This window comes from Paraburkholderia oxyphila NBRC 105797 (genome assembly GCF_000685075.1).
GTDB classification, from domain to species: Bacteria; Pseudomonadota; Gammaproteobacteria; order Burkholderiales; family Burkholderiaceae; genus Paraburkholderia; species Paraburkholderia oxyphila.
On record NZ_BAYD01000120.1, the window covers coordinates 1 to 23098 of the forward strand.

General features: G+C 67.2%; 16 protein-coding genes. 5 read left to right on the plus strand and 11 right to left on the minus strand.

Annotated elements, in window-relative coordinates; genetic code table 11:
• Positions 1–364 (minus strand): hypothetical protein (locus BO1_RS54950; RefSeq protein WP_043288721.1); only part of this gene is annotated, 364 nt, incomplete at its 3' end.
• 444 nt (positions 365–808) lie between these two features.
• Between BO1_RS54950 and BO1_RS41125 the strand changes: the two genes are divergently transcribed.
• Positions 809–1708 carry a peptidylprolyl isomerase gene (locus tag BO1_RS41125; RefSeq protein WP_028222547.1) on the plus strand — a complete coding sequence of 300 codons (900 nt, stop codon included), beginning with the start codon at positions 809–811 and terminating at the stop codon, positions 1706–1708.
• Positions 1709–1849: 141 nt separating this feature from the next.
• Here BO1_RS41125 and BO1_RS41130 read toward each other — a convergent pair whose 3' ends face one another.
• Positions 1850–4513 (minus strand): heavy metal translocating P-type ATPase, encoded by a 2664-nt coding sequence (locus BO1_RS41130; RefSeq protein ID WP_028222548.1) that lies wholly within the window; start codon positions 4511–4513, stop codon positions 1850–1852.
• 283 nt (positions 4514–4796) lie between these two features.
• Here BO1_RS41130 and BO1_RS41135 point away from each other — a divergent pair, with 283 nt between their 5' ends.
• Positions 4797–6212, plus strand: a complete 1416-nt coding sequence (locus tag BO1_RS41135; RefSeq protein ID WP_028222549.1) for a DUF1254 domain-containing protein — start codon at positions 4797–4799, stop codon at positions 6210–6212.
• Positions 6213–6597: 385 nt separating this feature from the next.
• Positions 6598–10410: a DUF748 domain-containing protein gene (locus tag BO1_RS41140; RefSeq protein WP_028222550.1), complete on the plus strand. Its 3813-nt coding sequence runs from the start codon at positions 6598–6600 to the stop codon at positions 10408–10410.
• A 149-nt stretch (positions 10411–10559) separates the two neighbouring features.
• On the opposite strand, the gene BO1_RS41145 is transcribed toward BO1_RS41140, so the two are convergent.
• The 6 genes from BO1_RS41145 to BO1_RS54955 form a co-directional block, all read right to left on the minus strand.
• Positions 10560–12059: an amidase gene (locus tag BO1_RS41145; RefSeq protein WP_084688692.1), complete on the minus strand. Its 1500-nt coding sequence runs from the start codon at positions 12057–12059 to the stop codon at positions 10560–10562.
• Positions 12060–12283: 224 nt separating this feature from the next.
• On the minus strand, positions 12284–13813 hold the full coding sequence (locus BO1_RS41150) for an efflux transporter outer membrane subunit (RefSeq protein ID WP_084688694.1): 1530 nt from the start codon (positions 13811–13813) through the stop codon (positions 12284–12286).
• A gap of 10 nt (positions 13814–13823) precedes the next feature.
• Positions 13824–14969, minus strand: coding sequence for an ABC transporter permease (locus tag BO1_RS41155; protein ID WP_174490634.1), 1146 nt, complete (start codon positions 14967–14969; stop codon positions 13824–13826).
• The gene (locus BO1_RS41160) at positions 14969–15943 is read right to left on the minus strand and encodes an ABC transporter ATP-binding protein (protein WP_043288724.1); all 975 of its coding nucleotides are present in this window, start codon (positions 15941–15943) and stop codon (positions 14969–14971) included. The genes BO1_RS41155 and BO1_RS41160 overlap by 1 nt, the downstream gene beginning before the upstream one ends.
• A gap of 29 nt (positions 15944–15972) precedes the next feature.
• Positions 15973–17025 carry an HlyD family secretion protein gene (locus BO1_RS41165; protein WP_084688695.1) on the minus strand — a complete coding sequence of 351 codons (1053 nt, stop codon included), beginning with the start codon at positions 17023–17025 and terminating at the stop codon, positions 15973–15975.
• The gene (locus BO1_RS54955; RefSeq protein ID WP_063744749.1) at positions 17022–17804 is read right to left on the minus strand and encodes a TetR/AcrR family transcriptional regulator; all 783 of its coding nucleotides are present in this window, start codon (positions 17802–17804) and stop codon (positions 17022–17024) included. The genes BO1_RS41165 and BO1_RS54955 overlap by 4 nt, the downstream gene beginning before the upstream one ends.
• A gap of 178 nt (positions 17805–17982) precedes the next feature.
• Here BO1_RS54955 and BO1_RS41175 point away from each other — a divergent pair, with 178 nt between their 5' ends.
• Positions 17983–18585, plus strand: a complete 603-nt coding sequence (locus tag BO1_RS41175; protein ID WP_028222556.1) for a response regulator transcription factor — start codon at positions 17983–17985, stop codon at positions 18583–18585.
• Between the two features lie 341 nt (positions 18586–18926).
• On the opposite strand, the gene BO1_RS41180 is transcribed toward BO1_RS41175, so the two are convergent.
• Together BO1_RS41180 and BO1_RS41185 are read right to left on the minus strand one after the other, a co-directional pair.
• Positions 18927–19265 carry a hypothetical protein gene (locus BO1_RS41180; RefSeq protein ID WP_028222557.1) on the minus strand — a complete coding sequence of 113 codons (339 nt, stop codon included), beginning with the start codon at positions 19263–19265 and terminating at the stop codon, positions 18927–18929.
• 325 nt (positions 19266–19590) lie between these two features.
• Positions 19591–21258, minus strand: a complete 1668-nt coding sequence (locus tag BO1_RS41185) for an acyl-CoA synthetase (RefSeq protein ID WP_028222558.1) — start codon at positions 21256–21258, stop codon at positions 19591–19593.
• Positions 21259–21442: 184 nt separating this feature from the next.
• Here BO1_RS41185 and BO1_RS41190 point away from each other — a divergent pair, with 184 nt between their 5' ends.
• Complete coding sequence (locus BO1_RS41190) at positions 21443–22177, plus strand: Crp/Fnr family transcriptional regulator (protein WP_043288727.1); 735 nt, start codon at positions 21443–21445, stop codon at positions 22175–22177.
• 249 nt (positions 22178–22426) lie between these two features.
• On the opposite strand, the gene BO1_RS41195 is transcribed toward BO1_RS41190, so the two are convergent.
• Positions 22427–23056: a LysE family translocator gene (locus tag BO1_RS41195; protein ID WP_028222560.1), complete on the minus strand. Its 630-nt coding sequence runs from the start codon at positions 23054–23056 to the stop codon at positions 22427–22429.
• Positions 23057–23098: the final 42 nt, after the last annotated feature.

Here is a 23098-nt window from a genome sequence, read left to right on the forward strand (position 1 = left end):
ATCGGGCACCCAAGGACGTATAGACACCGGAAACCTTGACGCACAACAACGGTGCCACGTCAGCCTTACGAGTCGCCTGGATAATTTTGCATGACGAACCAACCAGCCGAAGCTGAGTCGCCTTCGGCATGTCGCGCCGAGAATGAATGCGACAGGAGCCAAACGGAGACAGCTTCGTTGCATCGAATCTTGAACGGATAGAGTCGAGTGCACCCAGCGGCATCTCCCGGTCGTTGCCGTCGAAACGATAGCGGTAGCGGAAGTGGACGCTGATACGTTTCTTGCCTGTCTGCACCCTGTCCGACAGGCCGGTGCCGTTGGTCAGGGTGCGGCCATCGTCCGTAGCGCGCAGCCCGAGCAACATCCGTTCGCTGATGGTTTGTGAACGATTTTCCCCAAGATATTCCCCACACAACAAATGCCACGGCCGGATTCTAGCGAGCGCCGAATCCAGCGTATAAACATCTAACTTACTGAATCTAAATAGAAGATGTGCTTGTAAGGGTCTTGCGCTGCGAGCCGAAACTATCCACAGATTTCGTGGAAAGGCCTGTGGACAACCTGTCCGCATCCGCGCCAAGGTGTTGATCCTGAAGCGAATTGCGCTTGCGGCCACGGAGCGGGCCGTTTTTTGTGCTGATATGCGTCAAGGCGAGGGCAGATTTCCCCGCGCTTCTGACAAGAATTGACGACCGGTTGCCGAAACATCGGCTAGATTCCGGCGTTTCGGCTTTTTTTGGCTCGAGCAGGCGATAATGCGCGGCGGGCCAGCCGGCCTGACCCATTGGAGTGAATCGAGATGTCCCGCATGTCCCCCCTGATCCGCACGTTGTGCGCGAGCGCCATTGTTTCGGTTGCGTTGAACGCAGCGCTGCCTGCTCTCGCGCACGCCCAGGATCTCCCTGCCTCCGCACCCCAGACCTCGCCCACTGACGCCCAGGGCTTGCCCGCCGGGGCGGTGGCCGTGGTCAACGGCGTGCAGATTCCGCAGTCCGCGATGGAAGACGCGGTGCGCACGGCGGTGAGCCGCGGCAGCGACGTCGATACGCCGCAGTTGCGCGCGGCGATCAAGCAGCAGTTGATCATCCGCGAAGTGCTGCGCCAGCAGGCGGTGCGCGCGCATTACGACCAGCGCCCCGAGGTGGCTCAGGCGGCCGAAGACCAGAAGGTGGACGTCGAGATCCAGTCGTGGCTGCAGGACAACGTGCACGCGCCCGAGCCGACCGAGCGCCAGATCCGGGCGCGCTATGACAGCGTGAACACTGAGCTCGGCAAATACGAGTACAAGCCGCAGTTCGTCGTGCTCGCCGACCAGGCGGTGGCGAAGGACGTGATTGCGCAGGCCAGGGCCGGCCAGCCGTTCGATGCGCTCGCGCGCAAGTACAGCATCGTGCCCTCGAAGGAGAACGGCGGCGAAATGCCGTGGGTGAGCTTCAAGACGCCAGTGGTCGCGGGCAAGACGCGCGGCGTGCCGGTGGACGTTGCGCGGATGCTCGCGCAGTTGCCGGTGGGCGGCGTGGCGCCGCAACCGGTGCAGTCGGGCCAGGCCTGGGTGGTCGTCAGGCTCGAAGACAAGCGTCCCATGAAAGTGCAGGCGTACAGCGACGTGAAGGATCAGATTCGCCGCCAGATCATTGCGGAATCGATGGATGCGGGCGCGGCCAAGCTCGTGAAGTCGCTCGTGCAAAGTGCGACCATCGTGCAATAACCGATTCGCTGGCGCTGGCTGGCGGGCTCGTGCGGGCCACCAGCGCGGCCCGCGAGCCGATGAAAAAGCCGGACGGCGCGTCATGCGCCGTCCGGCTTTTTCATGGTGCGCCCCCGGAGTGTGGCAGCGACAATGGCCGGATCAACGGCGCTCGCGCCAGGTGCGCAACAAGAGCGCGTTGGTCACCACGCTGACGCTCGAAAACGCCATGGCGGCGCCCGCGAGCATGGGGTTCAGGAGCCCGAAGGCCGCAAGCGGAACCCCGATCAGGTTGTAGACGAACGCCCAGAACAGGTTCTGCTGGATCTTGCGCCACGTGCGCCGCGAGATGTCGATGGCGGCGGCCACGAGCGCGGGGTCGCCGCGCATGAGCGTGATGCCGGCCGCATGCATGGCCACGTCGGTGCCCGTGGCCATGGCGATGCCGATGTCGGCGGCGGCCAGCGCGGGCGCGTCGTTGATGCCGTCGCCGGCCATCGCGACCACGGCGCCGGTGCGGATCTTCAGGTCGCGGATCGTGCGCGCCTTGTCGTCGGGCAGCACTTGCGCATGAATCTCGTCGATGCCGAGCTGCGCCGCCACGGCGCGCGCGCTGCCCGCGTTGTCGCCGGTCACGAGCACGCTGCGGATGCCCATCACCTTCAGGCGCGCCACGGCCTCGCGCGCGGTGGGCTTCACCGTGTCGCCGAAGGCGAGCAGCGCGAGTACCTCGTGCGTCGAATCGGGCTGCGCGCCGTGCGCGCTTTGAGCCAGTGCGTGGCCGGTTGCGCCAATGGACGCGCCCATCAGCCAGGACACCGTGTTGCCTTCGGCTTCGAGCGCCTGTGCGCGCGCCGCGAGTGCGGGCGGCACGGCGAGCGCGAGTTCCGCGACCCAGTGCGCGCTGCCGATCGCGAGAGGCCGGCCGTCCACCTCGGCCTGCACGCCGCGTCCGGGCACCGCGCGCGCATGCGCGGCGGCGGGCAGCGCCACAGCGGCCACGCCGGAGGGCTGGTCTCCGAACGCTTTCACCACGGCCTTCGCGAGCGGATGGTCGCTGTGCTGCTGCACGGCGGCGGCAAGCATCAGCGCGTCGGCGCGCGCGATGCCGCCGGCCGTCTCGAACGCCGTGAGCGAGGGCTGGCCGAGCGTCAGCGTGCCGGTCTTGTCGAAGGCCACGACGCTCACGTCGTGCGCCGTTTCCAGCGCTTCGGCGTCCTTGATCAGCACGCCGTGGCGCGCGGCCACGCCAGTGCCGGCCATGATCGCGGCGGGGGTGGCGAGGCCGAGCGCGCACGGGCAGGCAATCACGAGCACGGCCACGGCGTTGAGGATCGCGGTTTCGGCGCTCGCGCCCGCGAGCAGCCAGCCGCCCAGCGTGATGGCCGCGATCACGAGAATCGCGGGCACGAACACGGCGCTCACGCGGTCGACCAGACGCTGGATGGGCGCCTTCTCGGCCTGGGCGCTTTCCACGAGGCGGATGATGCGCGCGAGCGTCGTTTCCGCGCCGATGGCGGTCGTGCGCACAGCCACGAGCCCTTCGCCGTTGATGGAGCCGGCGGTGACGGCGTCGTCGGGGGCCTTCGGCACGGGCAGGCTTTCGCCGGTGATGAGCGATTCGTCGATGTGGCTGCGGCCTTCGAGCACCACACCATCGGTGGGCACGCGCTCGCCCGGCCGCACCACCACCACGGCGCCCACGCGCACCTGCGCGAGCGGCACCTCGCGCTCCGCGCCGTTTTCGCGGATGCGCGCGCGCTCGGGGCGCAGCGCGTTGAGCGCGCGGATCGCGTCCGTGGTCTGGCGCTTCGCGCGTGCTTCGAGCCACTTGCCGAAGCGCACCAGCGTGATGACGACCGCCGAGGCTTCGAAGTACAGATGCGCGGCGTCGCCGGGATGCGCGAGCATCGCGTAGACGCTCACGCCCCATGCCGCCGAGGTGCCGAGCGCGACCAGCAGGTCCATGTTGCCGGCGCCCGCGCGCACGGCCTTCCAGGCGGCGCGATAGAAGCGCGCGCCGAAGCCGAACTGGACGATCGAGGCGAGCGCCAGCTGGGCCACGGCCGGCAGCATCCAGTGCAAGCCGAGCCAGTGGCCGAACATCGGCACGACGAGCGGCGTGGTGAGCACGGCGGCCGCCAGCACCGCGCGCAACTCGCGGCGTGCGGCGTCCTGCGCCGCGGCGGCGCGCGATGGGGCGGCGCCCGTTGTGCTCGTGTTCGCCGTGCCGGTTGCAGCGCTTGCATCGGTTACGCCGGTCGTTGCGGTGGCATGCCCATCCTCGATGAGCGGCGTGGCCTCGTAGCCGGCCTTCTGCACGGCGGCAACGAGGCGCTCGCGCATGGCGTCATCGACGGGCGCTTCGAGCCGCACCGCGGCGTTTTCGGTGGCGAGGTTGACGGTGGCACTTGCCACGCCCGGCACGCGCGCGAGGACTTTCTCGACACGGTTCGCGCAGGCCGCGCAGGTCATGCCGCCAATGGCGAAGCTCGCGGTCTGGGCGGCGGCGGCCGAAGGGCCTGCATCGGCGGATGCCTCGGCGCCGGCGTCCACGATGGGTTCGGCTGCGTAGCCCGCCTTCTCGACGGCAGCCACGAGCTGCGCGGTGAGCGCTTTCGCAGCATCGCCGCCGGCTTCGGCGCGGGCCTCGACGGTGGCTTTTTCCGTGGCGAGATTGACCGACGCCCGCGTCACGCCCGGCACTTTCGCGAGCGCCTTCTCGACACGCATGGCGCACGAGGCGCAGGTCATGCCGCGGATTTCGAGCTCCGCCACGCGGCGTCCGGCGCGCTCGGCAGTTTCGGCAACGAGGGGATCGTTCATGATGATGACGCGCAAGCGCGAGAGAACTATTCGACCTTACGCAGTATCTACGTTCCCATCATGGGAAGGTCAAGGGCGATGCCCGACACAACGGAGAATTACGTACAGCAGACTTTTCAGGGGCTGACGCCGGCGATACGATACCACCCGGCGGCATTGGCACCCTGCTGCGCGCATTGGACCACGGCCCGGGGGGGCCGGCGCGCGGTGTCGGAGGCCGGTCGACGTCAACTCATGGACCGCCCGCTTCGCACATAATCAACAAATGACAACAAAACGCCGAATGATTCCTTATTTCCGCGCCTGCGCCGCACTCGCAGGTGTCGCCCTCATTGCCGGATGCGCATCGGCGCCCGAAGGCGTTGCGCCCAGGAGCAACGGCTGGGTCAAGGACGAAGTGTCCGACTCCTATGTGTTCGGCTATCCGCTCGTGCTGATGGACATCTCGCGCGAGGCCGCCACCGGCAGCGCGCCCGGCCAGGCCGCGCCGAACACGCTGCGCCACGCGCAGTCGCTGCCGCCCGTCGGCGCCTCGAACCCGCGTGAGCCCAATCTCGACACGCTCGGCTCGTCCGGCTGGCTCGACGTGAGCCGCGAACCTGTGCTCGTCGCGCTGCCCGACTCGCATGGCCGCTATATGGATGCGCGCGCGCTCGACATGTGGACCAACGTCCTCTGGTCGACGGCCGCGAAAGGCAACCAGCGCGTAAGCGGCCTGAAATCGCAAACGATTGCGTTCGTGCCCGCCGGCTGGAAGGGCGCGCTGCCCGCGCGCGCGCAGCGCGTCGAGGTGAGCACGCGCTACGTCTGGTTCCTCGCGCGCATCGAGACGCGCGGCGGCGGCGATCTCGCGAGCGCGCGCCGTCTGCAGCGCGGCATCCGCGTGGCGCCGCTTTCCGCCTGGGATGCGCGCGGCCAGCGCGTTGCGCAGGCGGACCCGCAAACGGGCGCGAGCCTCGCCGGCGACCCCGTCGCGACAGGCACGCCGGCCGCGCAGATCGCCGCGCTCGACGCCAAGGGCTTCTTCGACCGCCTCGCGCTCGCGCTGGAGGACAACGCGCCGGAGCCCGACGACGCGCACGCGCTCAAGATTCTCGGCGACATCGGCGTGCATCCCGGCGATCCGGCGCAACTGCCGACCGGCGCGAAGGATGCCGCCGTCGTGAACGCGGGCTTCGCCGACGGCCGCGCGCGCGTGGCTACGCCGCCTTCGAACCTGCTGGCCGGCAACGGCTGGCTCTGGGTGGGCGACGATGCCGGCAATTACGGCGCCGACTACGCGTTGCGCGGCTACGCGGCCTATGCCTCGCCGGGCCTGCCCACCAGCCGCGACGAAGCGCGTGCGCGCGTGGCCCAGGACAGCGACGGCCACACGCTGAACGGCGCGAACCGCTACGTGATTCATTTCAGCGCGAAGCAGCTCCCGCCGGTGCGCGGCTTCTGGTCGATCACGGCCTACACGTCCGATGGCGCGCTCGACGACGACGCGCCCGTGCGCGTCGCCTTCGGCGACCGCAACGGCGCCCGGCGCAACCGCGATGGCTCGCTCGACGTGCAGGTGAGCGCGGAGCGGCCGCGCGGCGGCGCCAACTGGGTGCCGGTGCCGAAGGGCGACTTCCGCCTCGTGCTGCGCATGTATGCGCCGAAGCCCCAGGCCACGGACGGCACGTGGCAGCCGCCGGCGGTCGAGCGGCAGTGATACGTGCGCGGGGCGGCGAGGCCGCCCTGCCGAAACGGTAAAGCGGCGGAGCGTCCAGGACGCTCCGTTTTTTTTTGCATGGTGCGGGCGCAATGGTGTCATGCGCTGGCCACATCGAGTCCGCTGCTGCACGGCGCATTGCATTGCTCACCGCATTGCTCGCCCGCATTGCTCACCGCTTTAGCGGCCATCCTCCACCGCGCCTTCTGCGCGCCTTCGCGGCGGCCCCGCCCGCCGACGCACAACCCGCACCCCCCGACGTTTTACAGCCGCGCAAGCGCGCATCGGACCTATACTTCCGGCTGTCGGGCTCATCGTCAGTCGAATAGAGCCAACTCGTTTCACTACCGCGGCGAACTGCTCTCCGCGTCACTGGCCGTCAAGCATGGCAAGCCTCAACAAAACATCGCTGACTACTTCCTTGCAATCGGTGCGCGCCGTCGCGCGCGCGCCCCGCACACGGCGCATCTTCACGGGCATCGCGATCTTCCTCGTGGTGTTCGGACTGCTCGGCTTCTTTGCCGCGCCGCCGCTCATCCGCCACGTTGCCGAACAGCAGTTGAGCAAGTTGCTCGACCGACCCGTCACGATCGCGCGCATCGGTCTCAATCCCTACACGCTGCGGCTCGAGGCGGACCGCGTGCATATCGGCGAGCGCGGCGGCCAGGGCGACTTCTTCGATGTCGAAAAGCTTGTCGTGCAGCCGTCGTGGTCGTCGATCTTCCGCGCGGCGCCCATCGTCGATGAAGTGCGGCTCGACTCGCCGCGCGCGACCATCGTGCGGCTCGACGCGCAGCGCTTCAACTTCACGGACCTCATCGAGAAGTTCGCGAAGCCTTCCGAAAAGCCGAGCAAGCAGCCCGCGCAGTTCTCGGTCTCGAACATCCAGATCGAGAACGGCCAGATCACCTTCGATGACCGCCTGCTCAACGAAAAGCACGTAATCGACCGCTGGTCGCTCGGCATTCCGTTCATCGCGACGCTGGCTTCGAAGACCGATATCTTCGTTCAGCCGATGCTGCGCGCGCGCATCGACGGCGCCAGCACGCTCGCCCTCGACGGCAAGACCAAGCCGTTCGCCGCGTCGCGCGAATCGGAGATCGAGCTGCGCCTCACCGATCTCGACGTGCCGAAGCTGCTCACCTATGCGCCCACCAGGTTGCCGGTCGCGCTCAAGAGCGGCAAGCTCTCGACCAACCTCAAGCTCGACTTCGTGATGTCGGGCGAGAAGCCCACGCTGCGCGTTTCGGGGACGACCGACCTCAACGACGTCGACGCCACCGACAACGCCAACGCGCCGCTGTTCGGCGCGCGCGGCCTGCATGTGGCGGCGGCGTCGCTCGAGCCGTTCAGCAATGTCTATCGCTTCGACGCGATCCGTATCGACGCGCCCACGGCCTGGATCGTGCGCGACAAGGCGGGCGTGCTGAACGTCGAGAAGCTGGCCGGCGCGCCGGCGGCGAAGGCCGAAGCGCAGGCGTCCAGCGCAAAGGAAAACGGCGCGCAGACGAGCGAGCAAAAAGGCGCCGCGAGCGCCGCCGCGGCTGTTCCGCCTGAGGCTTCGGGCGCACAGGCCGCGCCCGCAGAAGCGGAGAAGGCGCCGCCGCTCGACCTGTCGATCCGCCAGTTCGCGATCACGGATGGCACGGTCCACGTGCACGACGAAGCGGCGTCCCGGCCGGTGGAGCTGGACCTGAGCAAGATCGCCACGACGCTTGCTAACTTTTCGACGGTGGCCAAAGCGCCCGCCACCTATAACCTCTCGCTGAGCGCGCAGGACGGCGGCACGGTGCAGGCCTCGGGCACGTTCGGCCTCGCCGCGAAGAGCGCCGACGCGAAGATCGCCTTGAATGCCGTGATGCTGCCGCAACTGCAGCCGTATCTCGACAACGTGACGGCCGCGCAGATTCAGGACGGCAAGCTGAGCCTCGACTCGGCCATCAAGGCGGACTGGGCGCAGCAGCCGGCCGCCGTGCAGGTGGGCGCGAGCACGCTGAATCTCGATGGGCTCAAGCTCGCCGCACGCGGCTCGAAGACGACGGCCGTGGCGCTCGCGAAGGGCACGGTCCAGGTGACCCAGGTCGATCTCGCGGCGCGCACGGCGCAGATTGCCTCGGTGGACGCGAATGGCCTTGCCATCAACGTCGAGCGCACGAAGGACGGCAAGATCGACCTCATGCAGCTCGCGGGCGGCCACGAGGCCGCGCCCGAGCGCACGGCCATCCACGCGGCGCAGAAGTCGGTCAAGGAAGGCCCGGCGTGGCACTACAAGATCGACTCCGTGAGCGTGAGCGGCGGCTCGGTCAACTTCACGGACAGCACCACGCCGCGCCCGGTCAAGCTTGCCGTTGCGCCGCTCGACCTGAAGATCCAGCAGATCAGCGACGACATGAAACACGCGTTGCCCATCGACCTGAAGGCCACCGTCAACAAGAAGGGCACGCTCGCGCTCAATGGCGACGTGAACCCCACGCCACTGAAGGCGCAGTTGAAGATCGACGCGAACCGGCTCGACGCCGCTGCGTTCGAGCCGTACTTCGGCAGCGAACTGAACGCGGTGATCGCGAGCGCGCTGCTCAACATGAAGGGGCAGCTCGCGGTCGAGCAGGGCAAGGCGCTCAAGGCGAACTATCGCGGCGACGCGGCGCTCGTGGACGTGCGCATGCTCGACAAGGCGACGTCCGACCCGTTCGCGGGCTGGCGGTCGCTGGCGCTCTCGAACCTGAAGGCGAGTTACGACGACGCGCGCGGCACCGACGTGGATGCGAGCCGCGTGACCTTCGCCGGCTTCTATGGGCGCGTGCTGCTCGACGCGCAAGGCAAGCTCAATCTCAAGGACGTGGTGGCGCACCAGAGCGGGCAAGCGCAGTCGCTCACGCGCGACACGAGTGGCCACGAGCCGGTGCCGCTCACGCCGCAGGCGGCGAGCGCGCCGGTGCAGACGGCCTCGGCGCCCGCTCCGGCCTCGGCTCCGGCAACGGTGACCGCCGCGCAGCCGCCCAAGCATCCGGTGCGCCTGCACTTCGGCGAGCTCGTGCTGCAGGGCGGCCGCGTGACCTACACCGACAACTTCATCAAGCCGAACTACAGCGCCGACCTCGTGCAGATCCAGGGCACGGTGGGCGCGTTCGGCACCGAGTCGACCACGCCTGCGCCCGTCGACGTTTCGGCCAAGCTCGCGGCGAACGGGCCCATCACGATCAAGGGCAACGTGAATCCGCTCATCGACAAGCCCGCGCTCGACATCACCGCGAGCGCGCACGACATCGAGCTCACGAATCTCACCCCGTATTCGGCGAAATATGCGGGCTATCCGATCACGAAGGGCAAGCTCAACGTCGACTTGCACTATCAGCTCGCGAACGACCAGCTCTCGGCCATCAACCATATTTTCATCGACCAGCTCACGTTCGGTGATCACGTCGAGAACGACACCGCGACGAAGTTGCCCGTGCGTCTCGCGATTTCGCTGCTCAAGAACCGGCGCGGCGAGATCGACGTGAACATTCCGGTGTCGGGCTCGCTCTCGAACCCCGAGTTCAGCCTGGGCGGCCTGATCTGGAAGGCGGTCCTGAACCTGATCGCGAAGGCCGTGACCGCGCCGTTCTCGCTGCTCGCGAACGCATTCGGCGGCGGTGGCGAGGAACTCGGCTACGTGGAATTCGCGCCGGGCACGGCCACGCTCACCGACACCGACAACAAGAAGCTCGACACGATCGCGAAGGCGCTCGATGACAAGCCGTCGATCAAGATCGATCTGATCGGCCGCGTCGATCCGGCCGTGGACACGCCCGCGCTGCGCGAGGCGTACGTGGACCGCCTCGTGCGCCTGCAGAAGGTGAAGGACACGGTGGGCAACGGCGAGAGCGTGGATACCTCGCAGGTGCAGGTCGATCAGAAGGAATACGATAAATATCTGACGAAGGCCTACAAGGATGCGGACTTCAAGAAGCCGCGCAACATGATCGGCTTGACGAAGACGCTGCCCGACGACGACATGAAGCAGGCGCTCGCCGAGCACGCGCCGGTGGACGACGCCACGCTGCGCGATCTCGCGCAGCGGCGCGCGCAGGCCGTGCAGCAGTACTTCGAAGGCAAGGTCGACCCGAGCCGCGTGTTCGTGGTGGCGCCCAAGCTCGACGCGAAGGGCATCGACGATAAAGGCGCGACGACGCGCGTCGACTTCGGGCTTAAATAGCGGGGCGTGAGCATGCGGGGTGGCCCCGCATGCTCCTGTTCGTTACGCCACGCGCTCGCGCGGCGTAGGCCTGAAACGTAAAGCGGCGCATGCGCGCCGCTTTATCCTCGTGCGCGGCTCAGACGCCGCTCATGCGCCCGCGTGGCCCATCACGCGATGAGCACTGCGGGCAAGCGCCGCTTCACCCACTGCGTGGCCTGATCGTAGGCATGCCCCAACTGCAGTACGGAAAGATCGGCGTGCGGCTTGCCGATCACCTGCAGGCCCATCGGCAGCCCCTGCGCATTGAAGCCCGCCGGCACGCACATCACGGGCAGGCCCGCGAGCGTGCCGCCGATCACCACTTCCATCCAGCGGTGATAGGTATCCATCGCGCGGCCCGCGACGGACTTCGGCCAGTGATCCTTCGCATCGAACGGGAAGATCTGCGCGCTCGGCAGCACGAGATAGTCGTAGTGCTCGAACAGCGCGAGCAGCGCGTTGTACCACTGCGTGCGCGCGACCGTTGCGTTCCACACGTCCTCACCCGAGAGCTTTAGTCCGCCTTCCACTTCCCATTGCGCCTCGGGCTTGAGCAGCGCGCGCTTCGCGGGATCGCGATACAGCGCGCCCAGCGTGCCCGCCACCGAGAAGTGGCGCAGCGTGCGCCAGCAGTCCCAGAGCTTTTCCATCGGATAGTCGGGCCGCGTGGCCTCGACCTTGCCACCGATCGTTTCGAAGTCCTTGAGCGCGGTCTCGCAGAGCGCGAGCACGCCGTCTTCCATTGGCAGATAGCCGTCGTAATTGCCGAGCCAGCCAATGCGTGCCCCGCTGAAATCGCGCGCGAGCGGACCCGTGAACTGCGCCGGATCTTCAGCAATGGAAAGCGGTGCGCGCGCGTCGTAGCCCGCTTGCGTGGAGAGCAGCATGGCCACGTCGGGCACGCTGCGGCCCATCGGCCCGGCACAGCCGAGCTGGTTGTAGAACGCGTCGACGGCGGGCACCGAAGGCACGCGCCCTTGCGAAGGCCGGAAGCCGAAGATGTTGTTCCAGCCCGCCGGATTGCGGAGCGACCCCATCATGTCGCTGCCGTCCGCGACCGGCAGCATGCGAAGTGCGAGCGCCACGGCCGTGCCGCCGCTGCTGCCACCCGCGCTGCGCGTGGGGTCGTAAGCGTTGAGCGTGGTGCCGAATACCTGGTTGTAGGTGTGCGAGCCCAGGCCGAACTCCGGCGAATTGGTCTTGCCGATGAAGATGGCGCCTTGCGCGCGCATGCGCGCGGCCACGAGCGCATCGGCTTTCGGCACTTCGTCGCGGAAGATCGGCGAGCATTGCGTGGAGGGGATGCCGGCCGTTGCCGTGAGGTCCTTGGGCGCCTGCGGGATGCCGTGCAGCCAGCCGAGGTATTCCCCGCGCGCGAGCTGGGCGTCGCGTTCGCCGGCCTCGGCTAGCAGCGCAGCGCGCTCGCGCAACGAGACGATGGCGTTGGCCGGCGTGTTCACACGCTCGATGTGGTCGAGGAAGGCGCTCATCACTTCGCGGCAGGAGACCTTGCGAAGCCGGATCCATTGCGAGAGCGCGAGCGCGTCGGCCGCGACGATCTCGTTGGGCGTGGGCGCGTGCGTGCCCTGTTGCTCAGCCTGGGCGGGGGAACGTGATGCCTGATTCATGCGTGACTCTCGTGGACGGATGATTGCGGATGGAACAGGGGGGAGCTTCATTGTCGCGCAGCGCGTCTGCAAGCGAAAGCAAACGGCCAGTTGCCGCGTGAATCAATGGTTGCCGCCTGGCGAAGGCGCTTGTTGCGCATTGACGGGCGCCGGCGGGCGAGCGGCTCGCGTGCTGTTGGTCATTTGTAATGCTGCGATCGGCCATCAGGCGCGAGTGCGCCTCGCTAGCGCGCCGCTTCGTCGGGCAACGCCGCGCCGCCCAGCGCCTGATAGAGCGCCGCCGTGTCGGTGAGCCGCGTGGCCTGCGCGCGCGTGCGGTCGAGGGTGCTTTGCAGCGCCTGGCGTTGCGCATCGATCAGATCGAATTCGCTTACGCCGCCTGCCGCGTAGCGATCCTGTGCGATTGCCGCGCTGGCTTGCGCTTCGCGCGCGGCGTCGTCGCGGGTCTGCAATTCCAGCGCGTCGTCCTGCAAGGCGTGCAGCGTGTCGGCGACCTGCTGGAGCGCTTGCAGCACGGTCTGCTTGTAGTCCGCGAACGCGGCGTCATAGGCGGCCTGCGCCGCGCGCCGCTTCGCGCGCAGCTCGCCACCGTGAAAGAGCGGCTGCGTGAGGCCGAGGCCCACGTTCCAGATGTTCAGGCCGCTGACCACGTCTTCGACGTGCGTGCGCTCCGAGCCCACGCCCGCCGAAATCGAAATCTGCGGAAAGAGGTTGGCCGTTGCCACGCCGACGTTCGCGCTCGCCTGATGCAGCAGCGCCTCGGCCGCGCGAATGTCGGGCCGCTCGCGCGCGAGTGTGGAGGGCAGCGTGAGCGCGAGCGTATCGGGCAGCGGCAGCGCATCGAGCGTGAGCGAATCGAGCTGCGCCGCGAAGGCCGTGCTGGGGGGCTCCACACCCAGCAGGATCGCGAGCTGGTGGTCGGTCTGTGCGAGCTGCGTGGTGAGCGGCGGCAGCGTGGCGCGCGTTTGCGCGAGCAGCGTGCGCTGGCTGTGCACGTCGAGCCGCGCGACGCCGCCGGCCTTGAGCCGTGCCTCCATGATCGAGAGCTGTCGCGTCTGCGCGTCGATCAAACGTTGCGTGAGGTCGATCTCGCTCTTCAGCGCCGCACGGCGGATTGCGGTTGCAACTACATTGCCCGCCACGGTGAGCCGTGCCGCTTCCAGTTCGTATTCCTGATAATCGACTTGCGCGAGCGTGGCCTCGCGTGCGCGCCGATTGGCGCCGAACAGGTCGAACACATACGAGACGCTAACCGAGGCGTCGTAAAGCGTGAATGGTGCCGGATTCGGCACCTGGGTGATGCCGAACGCGGCCAGATCGACCTTCTGGCGCGTGCCGGAGAGCGTCAGGTCGACGGAAGGGAAGAGCGTCGCGCCTGCCTGCGCGTTGTAGTTCTCGCGCGCCTCGACGAGCTTCGCGCGCGCGGAATCGAGCGTCGGGCTGGAACGGAGCGCCTCGTCCACGAGCGTGTCGAGCGCCGGGTTGCCGAACTGCTTCCACCACGCGCGTGGCGCTTGCGCGACCGCCGCGAAAGTCTGCGCGGTGCCGCCCGGCCCGGGCGCAGAGGCCGTGGCGTCGGGCAGCGGCGCACGCGTGTAGCTTGACGCCTGCGGCGCGGCCGGCGCATGGAAGTCCGGGCCAACGGTGCAGCCCGCGAGCGCCGTGGTTAGCAACAGCGTAGGCGCGAGGGCCCGCAGTGGCGCGCACAAAGTCGCGGATACGAGGGGCACGGGCGGCGGTGCATCGCGCTTCATGATCGCGGCCCTAATCCAGCGTGCGCCGGTAGAAGCGCACCGCGATCGCCATCACGACCGCCGCGAAGACGGCGAGCGGCCACACGGAAGGCCACAGATCGGCCCAGCCGTTGCCCTTGAGCAGAACGCCGCGCACGAGCCGGTTGAAGTAGGTGAGCGGCAGCAGGTCGCCGATCCGTTGCGCCCAGATCGGCATGCCCGCGAACGGAAACATGAAGCCCGAGAGCAGCAGGTTCGGCAGGAAATAGAACACGGCGAGCTGCATGGCCTGCAACTGGTTCTGCGCGAGCGAGGAGAGCGTGATGCCCACGGTGAGATTCGCGGCGATGAACAGCAGTGCCGAGAGATAGAGCGCCACGAGGCTGCCCGCGAACGGCACATCGAACACGAAGCGCGCGGCGAGCACGATGATGGTCGCCTGCACGAGGCCGATCGCCACGTAGGGCACGATCTTGCCGGTCATGACCTCGATCGGCAGCACGGGCATGGCGAGCAGGTTTTCCATCGTGCCCCGTTCGCGTTCGCGCGTGATCGCGAGGCCCGTCATCATCACCATCGTCAGCGTGAGGATCACGCCCATGAGGCCCGGCACGACGTTGTACTGCGTGATGCCTTCGGGGTTGTAGAGGCGGTGGACCTGCACGTCGAAGGCGGCGGGCGCGCCGTTCAGATGCGCGAGCGGCCCGGTCAGGTCCTTGGCGGCCGCGGGGGCGATGAGGCCCGGCAGCGCAGCTAGCGCCGTGGTGATGGCGGTGGGATCCGTCGCGTCCGCCTCGACGAGCAGCGAAGGCCGTTCGCCACGCAGCAGGCGCCGCGAGAAATCGACGGGAATGCTGAGCACGAACTGCACGCTGCCGCGTGCGAGCGCATGCCGTGCCGAGGCTTCGTCGGGCAGGGTTTCGACCACGTCGAAATAGTCCGAATTCTTCATGCCCGCCACGAAGCTGCGCGAGAAGGGGCTGTCGTCGCTCACGACGATGGCCGTGGGCAGATGCTTCGGATCGGTGTTGATCGCGTAGCCGAACAGCGTGAGCTGGATGATCGGCAAGCCGACGATCATCGCGAACGTCACGCGGTCGCGCTTGAGCTGCAGGAACTCCTTGAGCACGATGCTCCACCAGCGCGACACGGAGAACGCGAGGTTCAGCTTGAACATCAGGCGGCGCCTCCGTAGTTGTCGCTGGTGTGGCTCATCAAGTAGATGAAGACATCCTCCAGGCCAGTGTCGATACGTTGCGCGCGCAACGATGTGCCGGAGACTACGCGCTCGATCGCGGCCGCGAGCGCTGCGTGATCGCGTCCGCTCGCGTGCAGCACGGTGCCGAACACCACGGTTTGATCGACGCCCGGCAGGGCGCGCAGTTGCGTCGAAAGCGCGGTGAGCTGCTCGCCGTGGATCGCCCATGTTTGGAGGTCTTGCGAGGCAATCACCTCGGCGGCGGTGCCCTGCGCGAGCAGCTTGCCATAGGCGATATAGGCGAGCTTGTGGCAGCGCTCCGCCTCGTCCATGTAGTGCGTGCTCACGAGCACGGAGATGCCATGCGCCGCGAGCCGGTGCAGCTCCTCCCAGAAGTCGCGCCGCGCGTTGGGATCGACGCCCGCCGTGGGCTCGTCGAGCAGCAGCAACTGCGGCTCGTGCAGCATGCAGGCGGCGAGCGCGAGACGCTGCTTCCATCCGCCCGAGAGCGCGCCGGTGAGCTGGTTCGCGCGACTCGCGAGGCCGAGCGATTCGAGCGCGCGATCGACGCATTCGCGCCGTTTCGGCATACGGTAGATGCGCGCCACGAAGTCGAGATTCTCGCGAATCGTGAGGTCGTCCCAGTACGAAAAGCGCTGCGTCATGTAGCCCACGCGCCGCTTGATCTGCGCGCTCTCGCGCACGATGTCGTAGCCGAGACAGGTGCCCGAGCCCGAATCGGGCGTGAGCAGGCCGCACATGAGGCGGATCGACGTGGTCTTGCCGCTGCCGTTCGGGCCGAGAAAGCCGAAGATCTCGCCGGGCGCGACTTGCAGCGAGACGTCGTTGACCACGTGCTTGTCGCCGAAATGCTTGTTGAGATTGTGCACGTCGATCGCGTAGCGCGGACCATCGTGCGGCGGGGTGTTGTCGTTGCCCGCGCCGTTGCCCATGTCGTTGCCCATATTGGCGCCCGTTGCGCTCATTGCAGCCGCACCTCCACCGGCTGGCCTGGATGGAGCTTTGCGGCGTCCTGCGCGGCCGGGTGCGCCTCGATCATGAAGACGAGCTTTGCGCGTTGCTCGTTGCTGTAGATGACGGGCGGCGTGTATTCGGCGGCGTTCGAGACCCAGGTGATGGTGGCGGGCACGTCCGCGGCGCAGCCGTCGCAGTGCACGAGTATCTTGCGCCCCGGCGCGAGCGAGCCCACGACGGTCTCGGGCACGAAAAAGCGCAGCTTGACGTTCTGCGGCGGCAGCATCTGGACGACCGGGCTGCCGGCCTGGACCCATTCGCCCACGCGATACAGCGTGTCGTAGACGAGCCCCGCGGCCGGCGCGGCCACGCGCTTCTGATCGAGCTTCCATTGCGCCTGGGCGAGCGTTGCCTGCGCCGCGTCGACTTCGGCGGCCTGGGCCGCGATCTGCGCCACGCGCCCCGGCAGATTCGCGACACGCACCTGATTCTGCAACTCGCGAACCTGCGCGGCGCTCGATGCGGCCTGCGCGCGCGAGTCGTCGAGCTGCGCCTGCGCGATGCCGCCCGCGCGCAGCTGCGTTTCGTCGCGCGTGAGCTGGAGCGCCGCCTTGCGTGCGGTGGCCTCGGCCTGCGCGAGCTGCGCTTCGGTCACGCGAACCTCGGGCGGGCGCTTGCCGGTCTGCAGGTCCGCGAGCTGCGCCTGCGCGGCGGTGAGACGGTGGCGCGCTTCGTCGCGCGCGGCGGTCTCGTCGACGGATTCGAGCGCGAAGACGGGGGCCGAGGCGGCGACCGACTGGCCGCGCTGGACGTCGAGTTCGGCGAGCGTGCCGGATTGCGAGGAGGCCAGGTAGACGTATTCGCCTTCGACATAGCCTTGCCAGACGTCCGGTTGCTGGCGCGAGCACGCGCTGAGCGCGGCCAGGCTAACGATGACGATGAGCGCGGACACGGTTGCGGGGCCGATCGCGCGCACAGCGGCGCGCTCCGGCAAGGCGTCGCCGCGCGGATGCTCAGGAATCCGGGACGTTTCACCAGCATGCTGGATCCGCCCGCTCATGATGCCCTCCCTCGGGCGCGACGCTTGCGCGCCTGCACCGGCATGCTCACCGGCGCAGGCGTGGCGTCGCGCGCGACGCCCATTAGGGGCGCCGGTGCCCGCATGGCTCCGGCGAGCAGCGCGGTGACATGGCGGCGCAGCGCGTTGCGTTCGATCTTCGGCAAGCCGCGCGTGTTCTGCCAGAGCTTCGAGGTGGCGAGCGGCAGCATGACGAGCGCGAGGATCGACATGAAGAGCAGTGGCGCTTCCAGATCGGGATTGACCGCGCCCTCGCGCTGCGCGTCGCCGATATGGATAACGAATCGTTGCAGTTGCTCGATGGGCAGGCGCTTGAGCATGCGCTCGCGCAGCAGGCCGCCTTCGTTGACGATTTCGCGCAGCCATAGCGGCGGCAGCCACGGCAACTGCCCGGTGACTTCGAAGAGCCGCGCGATGAGCTCCTGCACGAGCGCATGCGGGTCGGCGGCGGCCTCGCTGTCCGCGCTGGCCCACACATAGGCGATGGAGCGCGCGATGCGCTCCTCGACGACGGCGTCGAGCAGTCTTTCTCGATTGATGAAGTAGTAGTGGACCATGGCCGACGTCACGCCTGCGGCGGCGGCGATCTGCGCCATGGTCGTGGCGGCGATGCCCTGCTCGGCGAACAGCTGGGTCGCGCAGGCCAGCAGCCGCTCGCGCATGTCGAGCTCGGCGTCGGTACGGCGGCGCCCGCGCGGCTTATGGGTCCCGATCGCGGCGGGTGGGGGCGGCGGTGCAGCAGTGGCGCGGCGTGCATTCATTGATCCAGTCTAATTCACGCGTTAGTTAGGCTCAAATTTATGCGGAACGGGTTAACCCTTGTCAATCGGACGGGATCGTTTCAGAACTTTCCTATACACAAAGGTAAGGGGGTCATTCAGGCTGTCATTCTCGTGCCGCGAGGCACATCGGATCACGCCCTTTACAATGGAACAAAAAATGAAGCGCATCGTGGTAATCGATGATCATCCCATCGTCCTCAAGATGCTCGCCAACGTCCTGCATACGGAGTACGAACTGGTGGGCGAATGCAGCGACGGCGAAGAGGGCCTGCGCGTCGTGCACGAATTACAGCCCGATCTCGTTATTCTGGATCTCGAATTACCGAAGCTGGACGGCCTCTCGGTCATTCGCGGCATCCGCGCGAGGCAATCCGCCACGCGCATCCTCGTGCTCTCGGCGAAGCCGGAGCAGGTCATGGCGAATCACACCCGCATCGCGGGCGCAAACGGCTACGTGAGCAAGAGCCGCGGCGTGGAAGAGCTGTGCGGCGTGGTGAAGGCGGTGCTGCTCGGCTACGACTGCTTCCCGGCGGGCAGTTGCGGCGGCGGCCGCGACGTGGCGCTCAACGGGCTCTCGCCGCGCGAGGTGGAGGTGCTGCAATATCTCGCGCGCGGCATGAGCAACAAGGGCGTGGCGGCGCGACTCGGCCTCTCCGACAAGACGGTCAGCACCTACAAGACGCGTGTGCTCGACAAGCTCGGTGTTTCGTCGCTGGCGGCACTCATCGAGTTCGCCACGCTCAACAAGCTCATCGACTGAAACCGGGTCGAAAAAAAGCCCCAGCCGTAACCGGCCGGGGCAATGAGAATACACCGTGCGCTCCGGGGAACGAAACGCCCCCTAACGTTACCTCCCCGCGGCGCGCGAGGCAACGCGCCCGCATTACGCCACATTACTGTCGGCTCGCTTTCGGGGCGTTTCCAGGGGCTGCCGATGGCTCTCGATCGAGACCCGTGGCGCGGGCTTTTCAGGCATCCGTTTAAATGCGTTTTGATTCGGATGCCGAATCAATTGACCTAAAACGCAGCGAGGCCGTTTTCCCTGTGGGGGGAAGCGGCCTCGGCCGGGCCGCCGCGATGGGCGGCGTGGTCCCGCGTCAATCAGTAATGCGGCGGGGGCGGCGGACGATGGTCGTCGTAACGCGTGTCATGACGGTCGCCGTGCCAGCCCGGGGGGCCCGGATCGTGCGGATGATGGTGCATCCACTCGTCACGTTCCCAATAGCGGTGGCCGTCCCAGTAACGGTTGTCGTGCCAGCCGATCGACAGTTGCACGTCCACGGGGACCATGTGCGCTTCGCCGTATTGCGGCGCCGAGTCGGCGCGCAGTGCGAACGGCGCGGACTGGGCGAAGGCGCTCGAGGCACCCATCAGCGCGCCGCCTGCGAGCAGCGCAGCGGCAAGCGCGCGTGCGGGGGTCTTCCAGCTCTTCGTATTCATATTCGTTCCTCCTCTTCGGGTTCGTCGTCGTAGCGCATTGCGTTGCGTCCGACCACGAGACCTAGCTTAGCGAGAGCAAGGCAATGAATACGTGAGCACTTGTAATCTTTCATTTCGAGCCAGACGCTGCCCGAAAATTACGCATTTGACAGTTGGTCCTTGATGCATAACGGATTACGCGAGCTTTCTGAATATTTCCAATGAAATTTAAAGGGTCGGGTTGTCAGAAGCAGTAACATTAGCGGGCCAGCGGTCGCGCGAGACCGCTGGCTGACACGGTTTAATCTTTCATTTGCCGCGCGATAAGCATTCAAAAACCCTTCATTCAGGGGTTCTTCGACGCATCCTGCGATTTGCCCAGATCGATCGCGCTTTGCGAACCCACTTGCGCACGCAATTCGTATTTCTGGATCTTGCCGGTTGCCGTGCGCGGCAATTCGCCGAATTTCACGACGCGCGGGACCTTGTAGCTCGCGAGAAAGAGCCGGCAATGCGCAATGATCTCTTCGGCCGTTGCGCTCGCACCTTCACGCAGTTCGACGAATGCGCACGGCACTTCGCCCCACTTCGCGTCGGGCATCGCCACGACTGCCGCGAGCGCGACCGCCGGATGGCGATACAGCGTGTCTTCCACTTCGATGCTCGAAATGTTCTCGCCGCCCGAGATGATGATGTCCTTGCTGCGGTCGGTGATGCGCACATAGCCGTCGGGCGTCATCACGCCGAGATCACCGGTATGGAACCAGCCGCCGCGAAACGCCTCTTCGGTCGCGCGCTCGTTCTTCAGGTAGCCCTTCATGCAGATGTTGCCGCGGAACATGATCTCGCCGAGTGTTTCGCCGTCGTTCGGCACGGGCTCCATCGTCGAGGGATTGCGCACGCTGATGCCGCTCTGCAGGTGATAGCGCACGCCCTGGCGCGCGGCGAGGCGCGCCTGTTCGTCCTCGGGCAGGCTCTTCCAGCTCTCCTGGAGCGCGCACACCGAAGCGGGACCATAGACCTCGGTGAGTCCATAGACGTGCGTGAGTTCGATGCCGATGGTCTTCATCTTTGCGATCACGGCGGGTGCGGGCGGCGCGCCCGCGACCATCGTGCGCACCGTATGCGTGATGCCCTCGCGATATCCGGCGGGTGCATCGGCGAGCGCACCCTGCACGATGGGCGCGCCGCAATAGTGCGTGACGCCTTCGGTGCGGATCAGCTCGAACACGAGCTTTGCGTCGAATTTGCGCAGGCAGACGTTCACGCCTGCACGCGCCGCCACGGTCCACGCAAAGCACCAGCCGTTGCAATGAAAGAGCGGCAGCGTCCACAGATATACCGCGTGCTTGGGCAGATCCCACTCGAGGATATTGCTCACCGCATTCAGATACGCGCCGCGATGGTGATAGACGACGCCCTTCGGGTCACCGGTGGTGCCCGAGGTGTAGTTCAGCGCGATGGCGTCCCACTCGTTTGCGGGCGGCTGCCAGGTGAACTCGGGGTCGCCCTGTTCGAGAAAGGCCTCGTAGTCGATGCCGCGCGGGAAGTGCTCGGGATCCGCAGGCGCGACGTCAGCCACGGTGATGATCTGGAGATCCGGAAATTCGAGCGCCGCGCGTTGCGCGAGCGCGGCGAATTCGGTGTCGACGATGAGCGCCTTCGCTTCTCCGTGACGCAGCATGAACAGCATGGTGGCGACGTCGAGCCGTGTGTTGAGCGTGTTGAGCACGGCACCCGCCATCGGCACGCCGAAGTGCGCTTCGACCATGGCCGGGATGTTGGGGAGCAGCACCGCGACGGTGTCGCCGCGCCCGATGCCGGCGCGCGCAAGTGCGCTCGCGAGGCGGCGCGTGCGTGCGTAGGTTTCGCGCCAGTTGCGGCGCACCGTGCCGTAGACCATGGCGGGGCGCTCGCCGTAGACTTCGGCGGCGCGCGCGATGAAGTCGATGGGCGTGAGCGGGACGTAATTGGCTTCGCGTTGCGCGAGCCCTTCTTCGTACGCGTGCGTCATGGTGCTGTCTCCTGATACGTTTCCCATGCAGGGCCCGTGGGGCAGGCCCGATGCCGGTTTGTCGGTATGATTCGCGCTACCGTATCAGGACGGCGCGCGCGAGTCTGTCGCCGGCGCGACAGAGCACGTCCTCCCTACGCCAGGAACGCCCCATTTCGAGGTAAGCGCGATGACGCAGCCCATTATGCCCCCGGACAAAGACCCGCTTGCCACAGGCCGGATCGATGCGCGCGACGCGGCTCGGCTCGCGGCGCTCTACGAGCGCTGCGCGTGGTTCCGCGCGCTCGCGCCCGAGCATCGCGCATGGGTGCTCGAGACCTCGCATGCGCAGGCGTGGGCCGCGGGCGCGACGGTGGCCGCGCGCGAGGCGCCGTCGGCGTACTGGCTGGGCGTGAGCAGCGGGCTCGTGAAGCTGGCCATCTTCAACGCGTCGGGGCGCGGCTGCACCTTCTCGGGCGTGCCGCACGGCGGCTGGTTCGGCGAGGGCAGCGTGATCAAGCGCGAGCCGCGCAAGTACGACGTGATCGCGCTGCAGCCCTCGCTCGTGATGGCCGTGCCCGCCGATACGTTTCATCGGCTCATGGACAGCAGCCTGCCGTTCAACCGCTTCGTGATCCATCAGCTGAACAACCGCATGGGCGAGTTCATTGCGCTGATCCAGAACAGCCGTCTGCTCGATGTCGATGCGCGCGTGGCCCAGGCGCTCGCGCAGATGTTCAATCCCGACCTGTATCCGGAGACGGGCAACGCCCTCGAGATTTCGCAGGAGGAGATCGGCATGCTTGCGGGTGCGTCGCGGCAGCGTGTCAACCAGGCGCTGCAGACGCTCGAGCGCGAAGGGCTCGTCACGCTCTCGTATAACCGCGTGGATGTGGTGGATCTCGGCGCGCTTCGGGCGTTTGGGCGCGAGCAGATTTGAAGGGCTGCGCCTTGCGCGCAGAAGTCCTCACCAATCTTCCGCAGTCAGGAAGGATCCTTCCCTCTGAGGCCCATTTTTAGGTGCAGCAGGATCTCGCGCAATCGGGCTACGGCGCCCAGCCCGTGCAGACGGGCGAAGCCGGCGGCTTATCTGCACAACTAAATATGCCCATGGGAGCGCCACATACCGTGGCGCGGCGGCAAGCGTCAGTCTCGCCGCCCAATTGAGCTGAGCGGCGCTTCGCTCAGCTCAATGATCGAGTGCTAGCCGAGCGCCAAGCGCGATGAGCACGCTACCCATCACCGCATCGACGGGACGGCGCAGCTTCTGATAGCCGCGCTGCACGCGGCCAGTCGAGAACAGCAGCGCCATGCCGCTGAACCAGATGATCGATACGGCCGCAACCGTGGCCACCGTTGCGGCGTGCACCCACATCGGCGCATGGCCGGGCAGCAGCGTGACGAACAGGCTGCCGAAGAACGCCGCCGCTTTCGGATTCGTGAGCCCGACCAGCAAGCCGCGCCGATACGCCAGCGCGCCGTTCGCGGCCTTCGTCGCCGCCAATGCCGGCGCTGCCGCCGCGCCCGACGCTTGCCGCAGGCTCATGAGCGTGCGCGCGCCGAGATACAGCAGATAGACCGCGCCCGCGATGCGGATGCCTTCATAGAGCCACGCCAGCTGCGCGAGGATCAGCCCGAGCCCGAATACCGCGAGCGTCGCCCAGAGCGCGTGCGACGTCGAAATGCCGGCGGCCACGAACAGCCCCGCGCGGCGGCGCGCGAAGGCGTGCGAGGTCACGGCGAGCATGTCGGGGCCAGGGCTCGCGCAGGCGAGCAGCATGACGCCGGCAATGCCGGCCAGTTGGGGCAAGTAGCTCATGGCGAGGTCCAGATGAGAAAGCAGAAGGGCAGATGGGCGGCG